The sequence below is a fragment of the Streptomyces olivaceus genome (genome assembly GCF_000721235.1).
GTDB classification, from domain to species: domain Bacteria; phylum Actinomycetota; class Actinomycetes; order Streptomycetales; family Streptomycetaceae; genus Streptomyces; species Streptomyces olivaceus.
In genome coordinates this window covers 159882-177588 of sequence record NZ_JOFH01000010.1, presented here as the reverse complement: position 1 = coordinate 177588, position 17707 = coordinate 159882, and the positions used below count along the sequence as shown (strand labels likewise).

Genomic DNA, 17707 nt, shown 5'->3' with positions numbered 1-17707 from the left:
GAGCCCCTCAGTCCCATTCCAGGCCGCCGCGCCGCCATACGTACGCGTACGCGACGAAGACGGTGAGCACGAAGAGCAGCATCTCCACGAGCCCGAAAATCCCCAGGGCGTCGAAGGTGACGGCCCAGGGGTAGAGGAAGACGATCTCGATATCGAAGATGATGAAGAGCATCGCCGTCAGGTAGTACTTGATGGGGAAGCGCCCGCCGCCGGCCGGCGTGGGGGTCGGCTCGATGCCGCACTCGTAGGCCTCGAGCTTCGCCCGGTTGTACCGCTTCGGACCGATCAGCGTGGCCATCACCACGGAGAAGATCGCAAAGCCTGCCCCGAGGGCTCCCAGTACGAGGATGGGCGCATACGCGTTCACCGCTCCTCGCTCCTCTCAGTCGGCACTGACTGCTGGCGGTTGCACTGGACTCACCACCGCCCCAACAGCCCCACGAGCCCCGCCCGTCCCGACGAAGATCGCGAACATGTGAAGCAGGTCACAAGCCCAACTGCCTCGCATCTTATGCCCGCCGCTCTGTGATCTGCGACACGGGGTATTGCACAAGCTTTGTGATCTCCACCACCTGACGAACGATCATGAAGTCGGATGAGCGGTGATCTTCACACAAGAAGCGTTCAGCTGATCACCATAGGTGACATTTTCACTCGTCATCGCAGGCCAGAGACCCGGAGCGGAGCGCGTCTCAATATCAAGATGGTTCCCGTGCATGCAAATTGGCGCTGGACGCGCCTGCTTGATAGAGGACGCGTTCACCTCTTGGAGGCGAGCCGGGGGCCGCCGTGAACACGTGCACGCGTTCACGAAGTCCGTCTCCCCTTGCACGGAGTGAACTTCGCGCGCCGCTTCAGCGTCATGGCAAGTGAGGAGAGCGCCTCGAACGGCACGGCCGGTCACGCCTCGCAGAGAGCCGCACCGCGAAGAGAAGAGTCAGGAGAGAAGAGCATGCCGGTCCGCCCATCGTTGGCTCTTTCCCTCGCAGCACTCGCCACGGCGTCCGTCCTGTCGGCCTGCGGCACGGTCGGCGGCGCCGACGACGGGAACGGAGTGGACGACAGACCGCTGGTGACCGACAGCGGACCGGTCCCGGGCGTCCTGCAGCACGGCAGCGGCGAGTTCGACACGGCGCGGGCCTCCGGAGAGGTGCACGGCGACGGAGGCAAGGTGCGGCGGTTCGCGGTCATGGTCGAGGAGGAGACGGGGGTCTCGGCCGACGGGGCGGCCCGGGAGATCGAGAAGATCCTCGCCGACAAGCGGGGCTGGACCGCCGACGGGGCCAACTCCTTCCAGCTCGTCTCCGAGAAGCCGTACGACTTCGTGATCGACATCGCGAGCCCGGACACCGCGGACCGCATCTGCGCCGAGGGGGACCTGGACACCAAGGGCGAGCTGAACTGCGACGTCGGGCACAAGGTCGTGGTCAACCTCAAACGCTGGCTCACGGGGTCGCCCGAGTTCCCGGGGCCCACCTCGGAGTACCGCGCCCTGATCATCAATCACGAGGTGGGGCACCGCATCGGCCACGGCCACGAAGGCTGCCCCGGCCGCGGAAAGCCGGCCCCGGCGATGATGCAGCAGATATACGGACTCGACGGCTGCGAAGCCAACGCCTGGCCCTACGACTCCAAGGGGAAGTACCTGGGCGGGCCGCCCGTGAAGGAGTCCCGGGCGGGCGACTGACCCGCCCCGGCCACCCGCCGCGCCGGACGCGCCGGTCTGCACCGGCTCCGGCGCGTCGCAGCGCCGCCTCGACGCGTGGCCTCCGTCACATCCATGAGAGGCGCATGAGAGCAGGGATTGGCCAACCACCCCAACCAATGGTAGGTGCGGGGCAATTCGGACGTAACGATGAAAGTGCGTGATCACGGCCCGGTCACGGGCGCCCGATATGCCCGCTAGGGCGTCAATAAAGAGCGACACGCCCGGGATTCGGAGGTCCGATTGAACAATTGTGGCGCAGCCCACGTTTCTTGAAGGTATGGAGGAGTCACTGATACCGGTTGTCCCTATGTCCCACACCGCTCACATACGCAGCCACCGGAAGCCCCGCCGCAGCGCGTCGACGATCGCGATGCGGACCGGAGTTGCCGGTGGCGTCCTCAGCACCCTGGCAGTGGCCGGTGCGTCGGGGTCGGCCACCGCGGCCGAACCGGTGACGCAGACCCTCGAACTGCCCACCCTGACGGCCGACCTGGCCGCTCAGGTCGCCCACTCCGCGGACGTCACGCAGCAGGCCGCCTCCAGCTACGAGCTGCGGGCCGAGCGCGACGCGGCTGCCGCGAAGGCCGCCAAGCAGGCCAAGGCGGACCTCGCCGAGGCCAAGAAGAAGGCCGCCGAGGAGAAGAAGAAGGCCGAGGAGGCCGCGCGCAAGGAGGCCGCCGAGCGCGCCTCGCGCACCGCCGAGCGCACCACCCTGAGCGCCTCCGCGGACACCGGCTCGGCCGCGAGCACGGGCAGCAGCAGCGTCGCGCCCCCGGCCTCCGGGTCGGCCGCCGCGATCGTCTCCTTCGTGCAGGCGCAGGTCGGCAAGGCGTACGTCTCCGGCGCCACCGGACCGTCCGCCTACGACTGCTCCGGACTCGTGCAGGCCGCCTTCAACCAGGTCGGCATCAGCCTCCCGCGCGTCTCCCAGGCCCAGTCGACGGCCGGCACCCAGGTCGGGCTCGACAACCTCCAGCCGGGCGACATCCTGTACTGGGGCGGTGCGGGCAGCGCGTACCACGTGGGCGTCTACGTCGGCGACGGCATGTTCGTCGGCGCGCAGAACTCCTCCACCGGCGTGGTCGAGAAGCCGCTGTCGTACGACCCGCCGAGCGGCGCGGTGCGGGTGCTGTAACCCGCACGCGTCACCGTCGCGCGTACGGCGTCCCGTACGGCCGCGTACGGCGTCACGTACGGCACGTACGACGCAAGAAGCGCACCATGCGCATCACGCGCACGAGGCACACCGCGGACACGTCCGCGCGGAGGGCCGCAGCCGCTCGGGGGCTGCGGCCCTCCGGCCTCTCCTGGCATGCTCGGCGCGGGCCGGCCCCCCACCGGCCCGTCCACGAGCCGGAGGAGAGAGAACGTCATGCCGAGTGTGTTCGTACAGGGGCGGCCCACCGCCTCGTACCCCCCGTTCGCACCCGAGGCCCGGCGCGGATCGGTGCGGCGCGTCACCGAGGTCGGCGAGGAGGTGCTGCACCGGCCGTGCCGGGACGTCACGGAGTTCGGGCCGGACCTGGCCGCACTCATCGACGACATGTTCCGCACCATGTACGTCGCGGAAGGGGCCGGGCTGGCGGCCAATCAGGTCGGCCTCGGCCTGCGCCTGTTCGTCTACGACTGCCCGGACGACGAGGGTGTCCGACATGTCGGGCACATCGTCAACCCGGTCCTCGATGCCCTCGCCCCGGCCGCGCGCCGGCTGCTCGACGAGGGCGAGGGGTGCCTGTCGGTGCCGGGCGCCGTCATGGCCGTACCCCGGCCCGACCGGGCCGTCGTGCGGGGCCTGGACAAGGACGGCGCGCCGCTGCTCGTCGAGGGCACCGGGTACTTCGCGCGCTGCCTCGCGCACGAGACCGACCACGTGAACGGGCACGTCTACCTGGACCGGCTCTCCGCGCGGGAGCGGAAGACCGCGCTGAGGCAGTCGGCGGACCGACGCGAGGAGGTCTTCGCGCGCCGGTCCGCCAACGCGGCGGCCTTCGACTGATCGGGGCGCCGACGCCGGGCGTCTGCTTCAGGCCTTCGGCTTCAGGCCTTCGGCGCGACCTTGCTCAGCCCGTTGATGATGCGGTCCATCGCGTCGCCGCCCGTCGGGTCCGTCAGGTTGGCGAGCATCTTGAGGGTGAACTTCATCAGGATCGGGTGGGTGAGGCCGCGCTGGGTCGCGATCTGCATGACCTTCGGGTTGCCGATGAGCTTCACGAAGGCGCGGCCCAGGTTGTAGTAGCCGCCGTAGGTGTCCTTCAGGACACGCGGGTAGCGCTGCAGGGCGATCTCGCGCTGGGCCGGTGTGGCCCGCGCGTGGGCCTGGACGACGACGTCGGCGGCGATCTGGCCGGACTCCATGGCGTAGGCGATGCCCTCGCCGTTGAACGGGTTCACCAGGCCGCCGGCGTCGCCGACCAGGAGCAGGCCCTTGGTGTAGTGGGGCTGCCGGTTGAAGGCCATGGGCAGGGCGGCGCCGCGGATCGGGCCGGTCATGTTCTCCGGGGTGTAGCCCCAGTCCTCGGGCATGGACGCGCACCAGGCCTTGAGGATCTCGCGCCAGTCGAGCTCCTTGAAGGCGGCGGAGGTGTTGAGCACCCCCAGGCCGACGTTGGACGTGCCGTCGCCCATGCCGAAGACCCAGCCGTAGCCCGGCAGCAGGCGGTCCTGCGCACCGCGCCGGTCCCAGAGCTCCAGCCAGGACTCCAGGTAGTCGTCGTCGTGGCGCGGCGAGGTGAAGTACGTGCGCACCGCGACGCCCATCGGGCGGTCTTCCCGGCGGTGCAGGCCCATCGCCAGGGACAGCCGCGTGGAGTTGCCGTCGGCGGCCACGACGAGCGGGGCGTGGAAGGCGACCTCGCGCTTGTCCTCGCCCAGCTTGGCCCGCACGCCCGTGATGCGGCCCGTGCGGTCGTCCACGATCGGCTCGCCGACGTTGCAGCGCTCGTACAGCCGGGCGCCCGCCTTCTGCGCCTGCCGGGCGAGCTGCTCGTCGAAGTCGTCGCGCTTGCGGACGAGTCCGTAGTCGGGGAAGGAGGCGAGGTCCGGCCAGTCCAGCTGGAGGCGGGAGCCGCCGCCGATGATGCGCAGGCCTTTGTTGCGCAGCCAGCCGGCCTCCTCGGAGATGTCGATCCCCATGGCGACGAGCTGTTTGACCGCACGCGGGGTGAGGCCGTCGCCGCAGACCTTCTCCCGGGGGAAGGCGGTCTTCTCCAGGAGCAGGACGTCGAGTCCCGACCTGGCCAGGTGGTACGCGGTCGTGGAGCCGGCCGGCCCCGCGCCCACGACGATCACATCGGCGGTGTTCTCGGAGAGCGGCTCGGTCTCGACGGTCACGGCGGGATCTCCCCAAGTTCGGAATCTGCGTGCCGACCGGCACTGGACATGGGCAGTCTATTCAGCGTCATCGACCACCCGGCTGAAGGGCTGCCCCGTGAAGCGACCTCTCCCCGTTGTACGGCTGCGCGTCCCCACCGACGAGGACGCCCTCGCCTGGCACCGGGTTTTCGACGACCCGGACGTCATGGAGTTCCACGGCGCGCGGTCCGCGGAGTTGTCCGTCTACGAGGAACTGACCGCCCGCCAGCGCCGCCACGAGGCCGAGCGCGGATTCTGCCTGTGGACCATGGTGGACGAGTCCGGGCAGGTCCTCGGCTTCACCGGGGCCCAGCCGTGGCCGCGCGACTGGGGTCCCAGGGGCGAGATCGAGATCGGCTGGCGGCTCGGTCGGGCGCACTGGGGCAAGGGGTACGTCACCGCGGCGGCCCGGGAGACCGTTCGGCGGGTGCGGGCGGCGGGGGTGTCCGAGGTGGTCGCGATGGTCGACGCGCGCAACGCCCGGTCCATCGCGGTCACCGGGCGGCTGGGCATGCGGCTCGCCGAGGTCTTCACCACCCCGGGCTCCGAACGGCGGGGGCACTGCTACCGCCTGGCCCTGGACGAGGTGTGAAGCCGCACCGCAACACAGAGTAGTCGACTGTCACAGTCAGCCACTTGACGCTTCCGGGTGACGTCCGGCGGCGCTACTCTGCCGGGTACCGCTGGGGGTGACGTCCGTGCGCCTGGTATCCGAGAAACCCGATGTCCGCGTGCCGCGCCTGGTCGGCCTGATGGCCGTGGACGCGGCCGAAACCGCCCACGTACAGGGCCTGTCCCTGCAGGCGCCGGACCGGCCCGACCTGCGGAACGCCGTCGTCGACCACGTCGTACGCCAGTATCCGCAGCCCGGCGCGCAGGTGCCCCGGGAGTCGACGGTGTACGTGTGGTTCGACTTCGGGGAGGGCGAGGGCGGCGGGGGCATCCGCGAGCCGCGCGTACCGCGGCCGCCGCCGGGCGGGCTCCGCAGGGAACTGGCGGAGCCGGGCGAGCCGCCGGCCCGCCGCGCGGTCCTCAGCCTGCCGTGAGGCTGCCCGGGGTCCGCGGGTGCGCCGCGGCCGCCCCCGCCCCGGCGCCTCAGCCCGCCTTGAAGCCGCGGTGCAGCGTCACCACGCCGCCCGTCAGGTTCCGCCACGCCACCCTCGACCAGCCGGCCCCGCCCAGCCTCCCGGCGAGCGCCGCCTGGTCGGGCCAGTCGCGGATGGACTCGGCGAGGTAGACGTACGCGTCGGGGTTGGAGGACACCGCGCGGGCCACCGGCGGCAGCGCGCGCATCAGGTACTCGGTGTAGACGGTGCGGAAGGGCGCCCACGTCGGGTGCGAGAACTCGCAGATGACGACCCGCCCGCCGGGCCGCGTCACCCGGTACAGCTCGCGCAGCGCCGCGTCCGTGTCCTGCACGTTGCGCAGCCCGAAGGAGATGGTGACGGCGTCGAAGACGTCGTCCCTGAACGGCAGCCGCGTCGCGTCGCCCGCGGTGAACGGCAGCCAGGAGTGCCGCTCCTTGCCGACCTTGAGCATGCCCTGGGAGAAGTCGCAGGGCACGACGTAGGCACCGGTGCGGGCGAAGGGCAGCGACGAGGTCGCCGTACCGGCCGCGAGGTCCAGGATCTTCTGCGCGGGCCGGGCGTCGACGGCCTGGGCGACCGCCTTGCGCCACGCCCGGTCCTGGCCGAGCGAGAGCACGGCGTTGGTCAGGTCGTACCGTTCCGCGACGTGGTCGAACATCGAGGCGACTTCGTGCGGCTGCTTGTTCAGGGAGGCGCGGGTCACGGGCCCATTGTTGCAGCCTCCCCTCAGGGCACCAGGCGCGGCCTCCTCCGCGCGGCGACGTCCTCCACCCATCCGAACAGCAACACGAACACCGCGACCAGGACCCAGCCGACGCCCAGCAGGAACCACTGGCTCTTCAGCGGCAGGTACGCCTCGAAGGCCGGCACGTCCCAGCACCGGTCGATCAGCGGGACGGCCAGGACGAGGGCCAGCTCGTGCCAGAGGTAGACGGTCACCGCGCGGGCGTTGAACACCCTCACCAGCCGGTCCAGCCGCCGCATCCGGACCGGCCCCGGGAAGCCGGTGCCGAGCCGCGTCCTGGCGTACATCAGCAGCGTCAGGAACCCGGCCGACCAGAGGGCCTGCGCGAGCGGGATGTCGTCGAGGTCGTAGGTGCCGTACTCGCTCCGGTGGGCGAACGCGTACCAGGCGCCGCAGGCGAGCGCCGCGGACGACAGGGCGACGACCGCGACCGGTCTCGCGCGGGCCGGCACGCCGTCGTGGTGGGCGAAGCCCAGGATCCAGCAGAAGAGGTACGTCGCGAGGTCGAGGAGCCCGGTGCCGAAGCGGTTGCCCGGCGGCTGCCAGAGGAACTGGAGGACGACGATCGGGACGAGGGAGAGCAGCAGCACCGGCACGGGCGCGAGCCGGAACAGCCGCAGCAGCAGCGGGGAGAGCAGGACGAACCACAGGTACGTCCGCAGGTACCAGAGGATCTCCCAGGCCTGCTCGCCCCAGGCGCTGCCCGGCGGGTCGCCCAGCGGCACCACCCAGTAGACGATCTGCCACCCCGGCATCCAGCCGCGCACCAGCATCGCGCCCACCACAAAGAGGCCCCAGCACCAGAACGGCGGCAGCAGGCGGCGCAGCCGGCTCCGCAGCACCGTCGGCGCGGGGCGCCGGAGCGAGCGGGCCATCAGCGTGCCGGCCAGGCCGAACATGACCCCCATGGACGGGAAGACCAGCCCCGCCCAGGGCCAGCCGAAGGCGTGGTACGCGACCACCCGGACGAGCGCGAGCGCCCGCAGGGTGTCGAAATACCGGTCCCGCGCGGAGCCCTGGTCCGGTACGGCACCCCGGTCCAGTGCGGAGCCCCGGTCCGGTACGGCGCCCCGGTCCGGTGCGGGGGCGCTTTCCTCGGCGTGGGGCTTTCCCTCCGCTGGCCCTCGGCGCGCCGCCCCCTTGCTGTGCGCCCCCATCACCCGTTCCCCGCCGGCGTCCCCACCTCGCCCGTCCGTTTCAGCTTCTGCCAGCGCAGCCGGCCGCCGGTGAGGGCGGTGACGCAGGAGTGGATGAGGACCAGGTACATCATCTGCCGGTACGCCAGCTGCTGGAGCGGCATCATCAGCAGGTACCGGTACTTCTCCCGGTCGAGCCGGAAGGCGTACGCCGCGCACACCAGCTGCACGCCGAGCACCGCCAGCCACGCGAGCAGCGCCGCGCGGAAGTCGACGAAGACCATGGAGTACACGGTGAACACGTCGATGAGCGGGGCGAAGACGGGCGTGACCACCTGGAAGAGCACGACCAGCGGCATGCCGACCCGCCCGAAGCGGCCCGAGGGCCCCTTGTCCGTCAGGGACCGGCGGTGCTTCCACAGGGCCTGCATCGTGCCGTACGACCAGCGGTAGCGCTGCGACCAGAGCTGGCCGAGCGACCCCGGCGCCTCGGTCCAGGCGCGGGCGTGCTCCTCGTAGACGACCCGCCATCCCGCGCGGTGCAGGGCGATGGTGATGTCGGTGTCCTCGGCGAGCGTGTCGTCGCTCATGCCGCCGGCCTGGAGGACCGCCTCGCGCCGGAACGCGCCGATCGCGCCGGGGATGGTCGGCATGCAGCGCAGCAGGTCGTACATGCGCCGGTCGAGGTTGAAGCCCATCACGTACTCGATGTGCTGCCAGGCGCCGATGAGGGTGCGCCGGTTGCCGACCTTGGCGTTGCCCGCGACCGCGCCGACGGCGGGGTCGGCGAAGGGCTGCACCAGGTGCCGTACGGTGTCGGGTTCGAAGACGGTGTCGCCGTCCATCATCACGACGATGTCGTACCGGGCGTGCCGGACGCCGTTGTTGAGGGCGGCGGGCTTGCCCGCGTTGGCCTGCCGGACCACCCGCACTCCCGGCAGCCCCAGGGACTCGGCGATCTCGGCCGTGCCGTCCGTCGAACCGTCGTCCACGACGATGATCTCGACGGGGTGCGTACTGCGCGCCAGTGATCTCAGGGTCGCCTCGATGCACTCCTTCTCGTTGTACGCCGGGACGACCACGCTCACCGGCCCGGTGACGGGCGGGCCCCAGCTGAAGCGGCGTCTGTTGCGCTGCCTGTGGTGGCGGCGGGCGAGGACCAGCATCATCGCGAACCGGCCCATGACGGCGACGCCCACGATCACGAGCCCGACCGAGAGCGCGGGCACCGTCCACTCGGCGACCGCGACCGCCGCGACGAGCGCCTTGCCCTCGTAGAGGGTGGCGCCGGTGGCCTTGTGGTGGGCGGCCTGGAGACCACCGCCGGACTGCTCCGGCTGCCGGCCGCCACCCGGCTGCTGCGACTCCTGTTCCTGTTGCTGTTGCTGTTGCGGTGACTGCTGGTCGGCCATGGCGCCGCTGACGGTGGTGAAGGTGTAGCCCTTCGCCTTCATCTTCTCGATGTACTTCGGCAGCGCCGCGATCGTCTGCGACCGCTCGCCCCCGGCGTCGTGGAAGAGGACGGAGGCGCCCTCGTCGTCCTCCGGCGTGGCCCACTCGACGATCTTCGAGACGCCGGGCCGCTTCCAGTCGTCGCTGTCGGTGTCGATGAAGACGCTGGTGTAGCCGTCCTCGCCGAGGTTCTGGTAGACGGGCCAGCTGTAGTCGTCGATGGCGTTCGTCTCGGAGGAGTACGGCGCCCGGAACAGTGTGGTGGTGATGCCCGCCGCGCCCGCCAGCGCCAGCTGGGTCTGCTCGACCTCCCGCGTGACGCGGGCCTCGCTCTGGTAGGAGAGGTCGACGTGGGTGAAGGTGTGGACGCCCACCTCGTTGCCCTGCTCGACCAGGTCCCGGACGATGCCGGGGTGGCGCGAGATCATCGAGCCGACCAGGAAGAACGTGCCGGGCACGTCGTACTCGTCCAGGATGTCGAGGACCTGCGGCGTCCAGGTGGGGTCCGGTCCGTCGTCGAAGGTCAGCACGATCGTCTTGTCCGGCACCGAGACGGTGGTGGCCTGTCCGCCGGGGAAGGTGAGGATCGGCCCGCCGTCCAGGACGTCGTCGGGCACGTCGCTCGCGGAGGCGCCGGTGCGGACGCGCTCGTCGCCGCCGACCTCGGCGCGCAGATAGCCGTCCAGGAGCATCACGCAGGTCAGCGCGAGGAGGAGCAGCAGGGCGAGGAGGACGCGCGGGCGTTGCAGCGCGGCGGCGCGGGAGGCGGCCCGGCCGATCCGGGAGGGAGCGCGCCGACGGCCCCGGGCGGGCGGGGAGGGGGGTGCGGTGGGCGTGGTGGGCGTGGTCATGGAGTGGGCGCGTCCGGTCAGTCGGTGGAGGCGGCGCTGGGGACCGCGCTGGGAGAAGTGGAGGGACCTGCGCTCGGCGGAGGACCCGTGGGGGCGACACCGCCCTGCGGCCCCGCGCCACTGCCCGGCCCCGGGCCGCCCGGCCCGTCGCCGCCGGCCCCGAACGGCAGCAGCGACGACGGGTTGACCGAGATGCCGACGCCCATGAAGGCCAGGCCCAGGACGGCCGCGTAACCGACGCAGACGGCTCCCACGAGGAGCCCGAGCCGGCGCAGCAGCCGCGCACGGCGTCCGGAGCTGTCGACGAACACGGGGCCCTCGGCGGACCCCTTGCCTCGTTTGCGACGGCGACCGCGCGCGGCGGCACGGGAGGCGATGGCAGGCTCGGGTTGCATTCCCCGGACGTTAAGGAGCCTTCCCTGTCGTGAACCGGGAGCTTGTTGAGAGATCCCGGTGAAAACCGGCCCGCGCTGTGCGTCTGCTGGGAGAGGGGGCCGATCCGTGCCCTTTCCTCAGCGAAGACCCAGAAACGCGTGCCAGGCTCACTCGTCCGAACACAGACGCCGACAGGATCGGGAGCGTACGCACATGAGGGCTCACCGGAAGGCGGCGGCCGGGTGCGCCCTGCTGCTCGCCCTGGCCACGGCGGGCTGCGCCGGACAGGACGACTCGGGCGGCACCGCCGACGGGGCGGCCCCGGCCGGCACCTCCGCACCGTCCTCGGCGGCCACGGCCTACGCCCCCTACGTCAGCGCCACCACCGCCTCCGCCAACGACACGGCGGGCTCCCCGGCGACGTACAACCTGGCGTTCGTCATCTCCTCGGGCGACGACTGCGTCCCGCGCTGGAACGGCACCCAGGACATCGGCGACACCTCCGTCGCCGCCCGCGTCGAGAAGCTGAAGGAGTCCGGCGCCACCGTCCGCGTCTCCTTCGGCGGCGCCTCCGGCACGGAGCTGGCGGCGGCCTGCGACAGCGCCTCGGACCTGGCGGCGGCGTACGGCGAGGCGCTGGACGCCGCCGGTTCCGCCCAGGCGGACTTCGACGTCGAGGGCGACGAGCTGACCGATGCCGGCTCCCGCGCCCTGCGTTCGGAGGCGATCGCGCTGCTCCAGGAGGAGCGGGGCGACCTGGAGGTCTCCTTCACCCTGCCGGTGATGCCCTCGGGCCTGGACGCCGACAGCCTGGCGCTGCTGGCGTCCGCCAACGACCACGGCGTACGGGTCGCCACGGTCGACCTGATGACGATGAACTACGGCGAGTCCTACACCGGCGACATGGGCGAGTACGCCCTGACCTCGGCGAAGGCCGCGCACACCCAGCTCAGGGACGTCTTCGGGACGTCCGACGCGGACGCCTGGCGGGGCATGGCCCTCACCTCGATGCTCGGCGTCAACGACGTGGCCGGTGAGACGTTCACCCTCGACGACGCGGCCGAGGTCCGCGCCTTCGCCGAGGAGAAGGGGATCGGCTGGGTGTCGATGTGGGCGGCCTTCCGCGACCAGCCGTGCACGGGCGGCTCCGGCTCGGACGACGGTTCCGGCTCGGACGACGGATCCGGTTCGGACGACGCGGCGACGGACTGCAGCGGGGTGAAGCAGGAGGCGGGGGCGTTCGCAGCCGCCTTCGGAGGCTGAGCCGCACGGGGTGTCGAGCCGCACGGAGTGCCGAGCCGAAGGAACCTCCGGGCCGGGTGTCGCCGAGGCACGGCGCCTGGCCGGGCCTCTTCGGGTGTCTCCGGGGTTCAGCGCCGCCGGTGCACCAGGCGCCCCGCGCACACCGTGGCGATGCAGGCGCCGCCGTCGTCGAGGACGGCGAGGTCGGCGCGGCCGAGGTCGACGAGGGCGGCGGGGCGGGCCCGTTCGAGCACCGCGACGTCGTTGCGCTCGGCCGCCGCCCGCAGCTCGCGGGAACCGGCGTACTCCGCCAGGACCGCCACCGCGCCCAGCTTCAGCACGGCGTGGACCTGCTCGCGCGGCGTGGGCGCGTCCGGCAGCGGGCCCTCGTGCACCCGCGCCGGGCCGAGCACACCGGGCCAGCGCCGCACCCGCGCGCCCGGGAACCGCTCGGCCAGCTCGGCGAGCGGCCCCACGGCGGCGACCCGGCCGCCCTCGACGGCGACGGCGCCGCCTTCCAGCGAGGCCGAGTCCCAGGTGCGCCGCACCCGCTCGGCCGCGTGAATCGTCAGCATCGGGACGGCCGCCGTCAGTTGGAGGCGAGCAGCTTCAACTCGGGGTGCGCCGTGCCGCCCTCGATGGCGGTGGACGAGATGTGCGAGACGACGCGCTCGTCGACGGGGTCGTTCGCCGGGTCGTCGTGCACGACGAGGTGCTCGTACGTGGTGGCCCGCTGAGCGGGCACCCGCCCCGCCTTCCTGATCAGGTCGATGATCTCCAGCCGGTTGGACCGGTGCTTGGCGCCCGCGGAGGAGACGACGTTCTCCTCCAGCATGATCGACCCGAGGTCGTCGGCGCCGTAGTGCAGGGAGAGCTGGCCGACCTCCTTGCCGGTGGTCAGCCAGGAGCCCTGGATGTGGGCGACGTTGTCCATGAACACACGGGCGATCGCGATCATCCGCAGGTACTCGAAGAGCGTGGCCTGCGTGCGGCCCTTCAGGTGGTTGTTCTCGGGCTGGTACGTGTACGGGATGAAGGCGCGGAAGCCGCCGGTGCGGTCCTGCACGTCCCGGATCATGCGCAGGTGCTCGATGCGTTCGGCGTTGGTCTCGCCGGTGCCCATGAGCATGGTGGACGTCGACTCCACGCCCAGGTTGTGCGCGATCTCCATGATCTCCAGCCACCGCTCGCCGGACTCCTTGAGCGGCGCGATCGCCTTGCGGGGCCGCTCGGGCAGCAGCTCGGCGCCGGCACCGGCGAAGGAGTCGAGCCCGGCGGCGTGGATGCGGGTGATGGCCTCCTCGACCGACACCTTCGAGATCCGCGCCATGTGCTCGACCTCGCTCGCCCCCAGGCTGTGGATGACGAGCTGCGGGAACTCCTTCTTGATGGCGGCGAAGTGCTTCTCGTAGTACTCCACGCCGTAGTCCGGGTGGTGGCCGCCCTGGAACATGATCTGCGTGCCGCCCAGCTCGATCGTCTCCGCGCAGCGGCGCAGGATGTCGTCGAGTTCGCGGGTCCAGCCCTTCTTGGTGTCCTTGGGGGCCGCGTAGAAGGCGCAGAACTTGCACGCCGTGACGCACACGTTCGTGTAGTTGATGTTGCGCTCGATGATGTACGTGGCGATGTGCTCGGTGCCGGCGTACCTGCGCCTGCGTACGGCGTCGGCGGCGGCGCCCAGCGCGTGCAGCGGGGCGTCGCGGTAGAGGTCGAGCGCCTCTTCGGGGGTGATCCGCCCACCGGCGGCGGCGCGGTCGAGGATGGGCTGAAGGTCGGCCTTCTCGGTCACCGGCGTCCCTTTCGCAAGGTTCGTAAGGGTTGTGGACGGACCCGACCAGCGTACGCCAGCCCTTCCGCGGCCTCGTGCGCAGGCCGCGCAGGCACCGACCAGGCACGTCTCAAGCAGTGAAGGCGCCGACCAGGAGGCCGAGGAAGGCGCCCGCGATGAGGAACGGCCCGAACGGGATCGCCGTCTTGCGCCCCGCCCGCCGGGTGACGAGGAGGACTCCGCCGTAGAACGCGCCGAGCAGGAACCCGGCGAAGGTGCCCAGTATCAGCGTGGGCCAGCCGTACCAGCCGAGGACGGCACCGGCGCCGAGGGCCAGCTTCACGTCGCCGAAGCCCATGCCGGCCGGGTTGATGAGGAACAGCACGAGGTAGCCGGCGCCCAGGGCGAGGGAGCCCAGCAGGGCGGTGGTCCACTCCCCCGCGTGCTCGGGCACGAGCGCGGTGAGCCCGAGCAGGACGAGCGCGGCGCCGGCGAGCGGCAGGGTGAGGGGGTCGGGCAGCCGCCGTACCCGCAGGTCGACAGCGGCGAGGAGCACGCCCACCGGGGCGAGCAGCAGCCAGACGGCGACCTCGGGCCGGGCACCGGTGGCACCGGCGAGGGCGACGCAGACGACGGCGGTGACGGCGGCGAGCAGGCCCGCACCGGGACCGTATGCCTGCCGCTCGCCCGTGCACTGCGCGCAGCGGGCCCGTCCGAGCCAGCCGCGCACCGGGTGCTCCCTCGGGCACCGTTCGCGCCAGGCCTCCCCGGACGGGGCGGCGAACCGGTAGACGGCGCGGGGCAGCAGCGCGCCCGCCCCCGCGCCCCAGAGCGCGGCGACGAGAACGACCAGGAGATCGAGGTCCACCCCGAGACCGGGACCCATCCGGCGGCCCGAGGTCAGCCCGCCGCCGCGGCGCCGTCGCGCCAGGTCGGCAGGAGTTCGTCGAGCAGCGCCTCGGTGCGCGGCGGCAGACCGCGCGCGCCGCTGCGGCCGATCAGGTCGGCGGCGAGGGCGCGCAGCCGGTCGGTGTCGTCGGTGGCGTGCGTGGCGCGCAGCAGCTCGTGCCACAGCCGCTCGTCGGCGGGGGCGGTGCGCAGGGCGGCGTTCAGCGCCTCGATGGCCTTCTCCGCGCGGTCCCTCTCCAGGTGGAACTCGCAGAGCGCCAGCCCGGTGTCCGCGACGAGGAGCGGGAGCTGGGCGTCGATGATCTCGTGGGTGAGCCAGCGGTAGCGGCCCTCGGGCCGGTCGGCGAGCAGCGGCCCGCGCACCAGCACCAGCGCGTCGGTGAGCAGCCGTCCGCGCACCTGGCGGCTGCCGGCGCCCCGGCCCTGGGTGGCCTCGTAGTAGAGGGAGCGCAGTACGTCGAGGTCGGAGACGACGGACCGGGCCAGGGTGAGCCGTCCGGTGGCGTCGGTACGCAGCCGGGCGCCGCCGTCGGGGTCGGTGCCGAGCCAGGTCCGCAGCCGGTCGAGGAGCGCGTCGCGCACGTCCTCGGTGACGCCGCGCGGCCACAGCGCGGAGGAGAGCACGCGCGGGTGGACGCCCTCGCGGTGCAGCAGGAGCAGCGCGAGCGCCTCGTGGAGCTGGGCGCTGCGGTCACCGTCGGGCGCGTCCAGGCCGATGATCTCGTACGTCCCGACGAGCCGGGCGTAGACCGCGGGCCGCCCCTGCTCGCTGACGTCGACGAGGAACGGCGGCCTGTTGCCGGAGCCGCCGGAGCCGTCGGACCCGTGCTCGGGGTCGGTGTCGCTGAACAGCTCGACGACGGCCCGCTGCTGGGCGACCGGCAGCAACTGGGCGTCCAGTTCCAGGCCCAGCAGCGGCGCGAGCAGCCGGCCCTGTCCGGTGATCTCCATCTCCCAGGCGGCACCGGGCAGATCGGTGCCGCCGGTCCCGACGAGGTAGCCGATGCCGAGCCGGCCGGCGTCGGCGGCGAGTTCGGCGAGCCGCAGCGCCTCCTCGTCGGACGGCTGGGCGGCGAGCAGGACGAGGTGCGGGGCCCAGCGCGTGTGCTGGGCGGGCCCGGTGCGGCCGGTGAGCACGGAGTCGTGCCCGGCGGCCCCGAGCGCGCCGCGCCGCTGCCGGGTCTCGGCGGACATGGTCTCGAAGAGGTCCTCGAACCCGTCGAGATGGCGGATCCGGTTGGGCGCGAGCGGCGTGAGGTCGTCCCCGAACCCGACAAGGGTGATGGTCATACGGTCCGACCATCCGTTGGTGGCCAGTTCGGCGGCGACCGACGCGAACACGGCGGCCCGGTCGGCCTCGGTGCCGCTGAGCGAGACGATGCCGGGCACGGCCTCCAGGTTGAGCAGCAGCCGGGAGTCGTCCATGGTGCCGAGGCTGACGAGCCCCGGGTAGGGAGCGGCCGTCTCGGCCTCCTCGTACCGCTCGGCATCGGCGCGGGTCAGCATCCAGAAGGTCTGGTCCTGCCCGAGCTGCCAGGGCGCGGGCGGCTTCCCGGCGGGCTGGGCGAGCTGGAGGTGCAGGTCGCCGTCGCCGCTCATCCAGGCCGCGTAGACGACGGGCAGCGCGCGCGACTCGGCGGCGAGCGACGCGGCCAGCCCGCGCAGCGAACGGTCCAGCAGGCGTACACCGTCGGGGTCGGCGCCGACGAGCAGCGCGTCCTGGACGTCCTGGGCGTCGCCGGTCGGCGTGGGCGGCTCCATACCGCGCCGCCCGCCGACGGCCCCGAGCGCCGACTGCCACAACGCCTGCCGGCGCCGCCGGCCGAGGGCCCCGAGGAGCCCGGCGGCCAGGAGAGGCGCGGCGAGGAGGGCCTCGGGCAGCCCGAAGGAGGCCCCGGCCTGTCCGGCGGCGGGGGTCGCGTGGTCCTGCCCGGCGCTCGGAGCGGGCGCGGGCGTCGCGGGCGCGGGCCGCTGCTCGGGCAGAGACACCCGCGCGTCACCACTCCCGCCACCGGCGTGACCGCCCCCCTGCGCGTGATCCCCGCTCCGGGCGTAGTCACTGATCTGCTGCTGCACCTGCTCGGAGACGTTGGGCGCCTCGTCGGGCATCTCCACCAGCTCGCCGCCGCGCGCGTCGCCGGGCATCTCCATGATCCAGCCCGGCCGGATGAGCGAGGCCTCGGACAACCGGGACCCGTCCGGCTGCACCCGGTCCTTGTTGAGCTCGAAGATCTCCTTGTACCGCCGCCCGTCCCCGAGGTGCCGTTCGGCCACCTCCCACAGCGAGTCGTGGTGACGTCCCTCGGGCGGCTGGATCCGGTAGTACTTCGTGTCCCCGTGCGCCGCGGAACCGCCTCCGTCGGCCCGCGCCGCCGCCTGCTCCGCCTGTCCGGCCTGCTCGGCGAGGGCACCGGCCGTGGCGGCGGCCTGCTCCTGCTGCTGGGCGAAGAGCCCCGGCGTCTGCTGCGCGGCGGCGACGGCCGGCCTCTGGTTCCCCTCCAGGCTCTGCCCGAGCTGCGACAGCCCCGGCGTGAGGCTCGCCGCGGTGGCGCCGACGAGCAGCAGCGCGGCGACGAGCTGCCGAGCCAGCAGCTGACTGGGCCCGGACCCGGGCACCCGTCCCGGCACCCCGGCGCCGGACAGCGCGGCCTTGACCTCGACGAGCACGCAGGCGGTGAACTGCGCCCACGCGAGCCAGACGATGACGGTGAGGATGTGCAGGAAGGTCTCTACGGTGATCTCACGCTGCAGCCAGTCGAGACTGGGCGCACCGCCGGGCAGCGGCCACCCGACGGTCAGCGCCAACGCGACCGGCACCCCCGCCACGAGCCCCGCCAGCGCGACGAAGGCGAAGAACGCCTTGACGAAGTCCCCGAACGACCGCCGCCGCACCCGCACGGGCTGAGGCGTGCGGTTCCTCGGTGTCGGGGAAGACGAGGAAGAGGAAGACGAAGGTGCCGAGGGCGCTGCCGAAGGCGCCGACGAGCTTGAGGAGCTTGATGTGCGGCGTCGCGGCATGGGCGGAGTCCTGGGTCGTGGGCGGCGGAGGCCGTGGGGGCGTCCGGTATGCGGGGCGTGCTGA

General features: G+C 72.5%; 16 protein-coding genes. 6 read left to right on the top strand and 10 right to left on the bottom strand.

The window, feature by feature from the left end; all coding sequences use genetic code 11:
* Positions 1-7: 7 nt before the first annotated feature.
* Positions 8-367, bottom strand: coding sequence for an NADH-quinone oxidoreductase subunit A (locus tag IG94_RS0113595; RefSeq protein ID WP_003974383.1), 360 nt, complete (start codon positions 365-367; stop codon positions 8-10).
* A 585-nt stretch (positions 368-952) separates the two neighbouring features.
* Between IG94_RS0113595 and IG94_RS38580 the strand changes: the two genes are divergently transcribed.
* The 3 genes from IG94_RS38580 to def all read left to right on the top strand — a co-directional run bounded on the left by IG94_RS38580 (position 953) and on the right by def (position 3704).
* Positions 953-1687: a DUF3152 domain-containing protein gene (locus IG94_RS38580; protein WP_078892290.1), complete on the top strand. Its 735-nt coding sequence runs from the start codon at positions 953-955 to the stop codon at positions 1685-1687.
* A 328-nt stretch (positions 1688-2015) separates the two neighbouring features.
* The gene (locus IG94_RS0113585) at positions 2016-2843 is read left to right on the top strand and encodes a C40 family peptidase (RefSeq protein WP_031035162.1); all 828 of its coding nucleotides are present in this window, start codon (positions 2016-2018) and stop codon (positions 2841-2843) included.
* Between the two features lie 237 nt (positions 2844-3080).
* Positions 3081-3704 carry a peptide deformylase gene (def, locus tag IG94_RS0113580; RefSeq protein WP_031035158.1) on the top strand — a complete coding sequence of 208 codons (624 nt, stop codon included), beginning with the start codon at positions 3081-3083 and terminating at the stop codon, positions 3702-3704.
* Between the two features lie 41 nt (positions 3705-3745).
* On the opposite strand, the gene IG94_RS0113575 is transcribed toward def, so the two are convergent.
* Positions 3746-5038, bottom strand: coding sequence for a geranylgeranyl reductase family protein (locus IG94_RS0113575; protein WP_031035156.1), 1293 nt, complete (start codon positions 5036-5038; stop codon positions 3746-3748).
* Between the two features lie 97 nt (positions 5039-5135).
* Here IG94_RS0113575 and IG94_RS0113570 point away from each other — a divergent pair, with 97 nt between their 5' ends.
* On the top strand, positions 5136-5651 hold the full coding sequence (locus IG94_RS0113570; RefSeq protein WP_031035154.1) for a GNAT family N-acetyltransferase: 516 nt from the start codon (positions 5136-5138) through the stop codon (positions 5649-5651).
* A gap of 106 nt (positions 5652-5757) precedes the next feature.
* Complete coding sequence (locus tag IG94_RS0113565) at positions 5758-6105, top strand: PASTA domain-containing protein (RefSeq protein WP_031035151.1); 348 nt, start codon at positions 5758-5760, stop codon at positions 6103-6105.
* A gap of 49 nt (positions 6106-6154) precedes the next feature.
* Here IG94_RS0113565 and IG94_RS0113560 read toward each other — a convergent pair whose 3' ends face one another.
* From IG94_RS0113560 to IG94_RS38575, 4 genes are read right to left on the bottom strand one after another with little or no spacing between them, the layout of a single operon-like run.
* Positions 6155-6850: a demethylmenaquinone methyltransferase gene (locus tag IG94_RS0113560; protein WP_031035149.1), complete on the bottom strand. Its 696-nt coding sequence runs from the start codon at positions 6848-6850 to the stop codon at positions 6155-6157.
* A gap of 23 nt (positions 6851-6873) precedes the next feature.
* Positions 6874-8049 carry an acyltransferase family protein gene (locus IG94_RS0113555; RefSeq protein ID WP_078892289.1) on the bottom strand — a complete coding sequence of 392 codons (1176 nt, stop codon included), beginning with the start codon at positions 8047-8049 and terminating at the stop codon, positions 6874-6876.
* Positions 8049-10331 carry a bifunctional polysaccharide deacetylase/glycosyltransferase family 2 protein gene (locus tag IG94_RS0113550; RefSeq protein ID WP_031035143.1) on the bottom strand — a complete coding sequence of 761 codons (2283 nt, stop codon included), beginning with the start codon at positions 10329-10331 and terminating at the stop codon, positions 8049-8051. Before IG94_RS0113550 ends, IG94_RS0113555 begins: the two co-directional genes overlap by 1 nt.
* Before the next feature lie 17 nt (positions 10332-10348).
* The gene (locus IG94_RS38575) at positions 10349-10726 is read right to left on the bottom strand and encodes a hypothetical protein (protein ID WP_043483545.1); all 378 of its coding nucleotides are present in this window, start codon (positions 10724-10726) and stop codon (positions 10349-10351) included.
* A gap of 193 nt (positions 10727-10919) precedes the next feature.
* On the opposite strand from IG94_RS38575, the gene IG94_RS0113540 reads away from it, so the two are divergent.
* Entirely contained in the window at positions 10920-11969 is a 1050-nt protein-coding gene (locus tag IG94_RS0113540; protein ID WP_031035140.1) for a chitinase, read from the top strand.
* A gap of 107 nt (positions 11970-12076) precedes the next feature.
* Here the strand turns inward: IG94_RS0113540 and IG94_RS0113535 are convergent, their stop codons facing one another.
* The 4 genes from IG94_RS0113535 to IG94_RS0113520 form a co-directional block, all read right to left on the bottom strand.
* Positions 12077-12523: an imidazolonepropionase-like domain-containing protein gene (locus IG94_RS0113535; protein ID WP_031035137.1), complete on the bottom strand. Its 447-nt coding sequence runs from the start codon at positions 12521-12523 to the stop codon at positions 12077-12079.
* 14 nt (positions 12524-12537) lie between these two features.
* On the bottom strand, positions 12538-13737 hold the full coding sequence (mqnC, locus tag IG94_RS0113530) for a cyclic dehypoxanthinyl futalosine synthase (protein WP_031035134.1): 1200 nt from the start codon (positions 13735-13737) through the stop codon (positions 12538-12540).
* A 109-nt stretch (positions 13738-13846) separates the two neighbouring features.
* Complete coding sequence (locus tag IG94_RS0113525; RefSeq protein ID WP_031035132.1) at positions 13847-14602, bottom strand: prepilin peptidase; 756 nt, start codon at positions 14600-14602, stop codon at positions 13847-13849.
* Between the two features lie 14 nt (positions 14603-14616).
* On the bottom strand, positions 14617-17643 hold the full coding sequence (locus tag IG94_RS0113520) for a BTAD domain-containing putative transcriptional regulator (RefSeq protein ID WP_031035129.1): 3027 nt from the start codon (positions 17641-17643) through the stop codon (positions 14617-14619).
* Positions 17644-17707 lie beyond the last annotated feature (64 nt).

Coding starts and splice junctions, on each gene's coding strand:
- IG94_RS0113535 (WP_031035137.1), bottom strand. CDS start 12,523: ATGCTGACGATTCACGCGGCCGAGCGGGTGCGGCGCACCTGGGACTCG.
- IG94_RS0113540 (WP_031035140.1), top strand. CDS start 10,920: ATGAGGGCTCACCGGAAGGCGGCGGCCGGGTGCGCCCTGCTGCTCGCC.
- IG94_RS0113525 (WP_031035132.1), bottom strand. CDS start 14,602: ATGGGTCCCGGTCTCGGGGTGGACCTCGATCTCCTGGTCGTTCTCGTC.
- IG94_RS0113585 (WP_031035162.1), top strand. CDS start 2,016: ATGTCCCACACCGCTCACATACGCAGCCACCGGAAGCCCCGCCGCAGC.
- IG94_RS0113550 (WP_031035143.1), bottom strand. CDS start 10,331: ATGACCACGCCCACCACGCCCACCGCACCCCCCTCCCCGCCCGCCCGG.
- IG94_RS38575 (WP_043483545.1), bottom strand. CDS start 10,726: ATGCAACCCGAGCCTGCCATCGCCTCCCGTGCCGCCGCGCGCGGTCGC.
- def (WP_031035158.1), top strand. CDS start 3,081: ATGCCGAGTGTGTTCGTACAGGGGCGGCCCACCGCCTCGTACCCCCCG.
- IG94_RS0113520 (WP_031035129.1), bottom strand. CDS start 17,643: ATGCCGCGACGCCGCACATCAAGCTCCTCAAGCTCGTCGGCGCCTTCG.
- IG94_RS38580 (WP_078892290.1), top strand. CDS start 953: ATGCCGGTCCGCCCATCGTTGGCTCTTTCCCTCGCAGCACTCGCCACG.
- IG94_RS0113555 (WP_078892289.1), bottom strand. CDS start 8,049: ATGGGGGCGCACAGCAAGGGGGCGGCGCGCCGAGGGCCAGCGGAGGGA.